This window comes from Mycolicibacterium houstonense, assembly GCF_900078665.2.
In the GTDB taxonomy this organism is placed as follows: Bacteria; Actinomycetota; Actinomycetes; order Mycobacteriales; family Mycobacteriaceae; genus Mycobacterium; species Mycobacterium houstonense.
In genome coordinates, this window is sequence record NZ_LT546207.1 from 4,874,568 (window position 1) to 4,876,495 (window position 1,928).

1 protein-coding gene and 2 pseudogenes are annotated in these 1,928 nt (G+C 69.4%); 1 reads left to right on the top strand and 2 read right to left on the bottom strand.

Going from position 1 to position 1,928, the window contains the following annotated elements:
• Both BN4332_RS34630 and BN4332_RS35225 read right to left on the bottom strand, forming a co-directional pair.
• On the bottom strand, positions 1-531 hold a 531-nt coding region (locus tag BN4332_RS34630; protein WP_066902080.1), incomplete at its 3' end, for a YcnI family protein.
• A 207-nt stretch (positions 532-738) separates the two neighbouring features.
• Positions 739-1,167 (bottom strand): annotated as a pseudogene (locus tag BN4332_RS35225) (DUF6474 family protein); the annotation flags it as partial.
• On the opposite strand from BN4332_RS35225, the pseudogene BN4332_RS33985 reads away from it, so the two are divergent.
• Positions 1,109-1,928 (top strand): annotated as a pseudogene (locus BN4332_RS33985) (hypothetical protein); the annotation flags it as partial. The pseudogenes BN4332_RS35225 and BN4332_RS33985 overlap by 59 nt on opposite strands.

A 1,928-nucleotide genomic window follows, 5' to 3' on the forward strand; every position in this document is an offset into this window, starting at 1 on the left:
GTGTTCGGCGCGCGTGGACTCCGGCGGGGTGCCGCTCAGCGTCAGCTGCGGCGCCGGGTGCTCGGGCTCGCTGCCGTCGGGCAGCGGGGCCTGGTCCCAGCGGACCACCGAGCCGTCGGAATAGGTCTGGGTGGTCGGGAAGCTCACCGTCTCGGCGTCGGGCAGCTTCACAGAGACTCGGAACAGCGCGAACTGTTCGGCCGAGATGCCCACGCCCGGGTTCGCCGTCCAGGTCACCGCCCGGACGGTCCCGGCCGAGGTGTCGCGGTCCAGTTTGGCCGTCCAGCCCGGCACCACCTCGGTGCGGGCCGACGCCACACCGGGCAGGTCGACCGTCAATTGTGTGGTCAGGGCGCCGGTATCGGATTCGCCGGGAACCCGGAAGGTGAGCACCGAGGTGGTCCCCGGAGTCGGATTGTCGGCATCGACATGGACGTGGGCCCATGCCGGTGCGGCGGTCAGCAGCGCGGTGGCGGCTACCGCGGCGGTGGCGATCAGGGCGCGCGAGGACGCCCCGGTGAGGGGTTGCATGGCTGGGTGTCTTTCTGGAGTTGCTCGGTCGGTGGTCAGGCGGTAGCGCCGACCGGTGGCCCCCGATGCGACACCGACGCGGCCAGGAAGAGGGCCGAGTGCAACGGCTGATCGGCACCCGAGGCCGGAACGGCGACCGTCGGCACCGGCGCGGGTCNCCTCGGCCACTTTGAGGGCATTGCGGTCACTGTCCCGCTGTGCTCTGACCTGAGCTTTGAGTGCCCGCTGCGCAGCTTTTTGATCCGACTTGATGCGGCGAGCCTCGTTCTTTGCGGTGAGCCGGGCCTCCAGCTTTGCCTTGGCCTTGATGGCGCGGGCTTCGGCGCGGCGGGTGGCGCGGCTTTTTCGTCGCGTGAACAGGCCCATTCCGGTTGCCTCCGGGTCAAGTCGTCGTGTGTGGTCGGTCACCGCAGAACTGCTGCAGACCCACAGTATCGTCCGGCGGATTTGCTCCGCCGCGGCTCCCCGCGAACCGCGCCGGTAATCGCCTCGGCTAGCAAATTTGAGCTGCGCGTTTGTGCAAGAATCAGATTCGTTATCGAAGTTTTTTGGCGGTGCGCGAAAGGGTGGTGACAACGTGCGTTCGCGGTTGCGCGTCGCCGCCTCGACAGGTCTGGTGTTCTCCGGCCTGGTCATCGCCGGTGTCGGAGGAGCCCTGGCATTTGCCGATCCCGATCGGGGGCACGGCGACAGCGGATCCGGATCCTCGAACAGCTCCGGCAAGGGGCACGGCCATCACGGCGGCAAGGACCACGGGCACGGCCACGATCACGACGGCGACGGCCAAGGCGGCGGCCAGGATGGCGGCCAGGGCGACGGTGAGGACGGCGGCGCCTCCACGGGCACGCCCCCGACTCACAGCGGCACGCGCACCACCGGCAAACCGACCAAGACGACGGGCCGCCCGACCAAGACGACAGGCAAACCCACCGAGACATCAGGCAAACCGACCGAGACGTCAGGCAAACCCACCGCGACGTCAGGTAAACCGTCGGAATCGCCTCACCCCTCCGGGACCGCGACGGGTACTAAGACCGAGACCACCGGGCCCAGTGCGACGCACACCACGGATCCCACCCACACGACCGACCCGACGCGCACGACGGATCCGAGCGAGACGACGCACACCACGGAACCGACACCGACCACCGATCCCAGCGAGACGACCCACACCACCGAGCCGACGTCGGCGACCACCGAGCCCACCTCGGCCACCACGGAGCCCACGTCGGCCACCACCGAGCCCACCTCGGCCACCACGTCACCGACCACCGGGACCACCACGTCCATCGTCATCGGGCTTCCCGGTGGCAGTGGTGGTGGCGGCGGGGCGGCCGGTGTGGGGGCCCCCTTCAACTTCCCGCGTCCGCCGGACATGCAATTGCCGTCACCGCAGG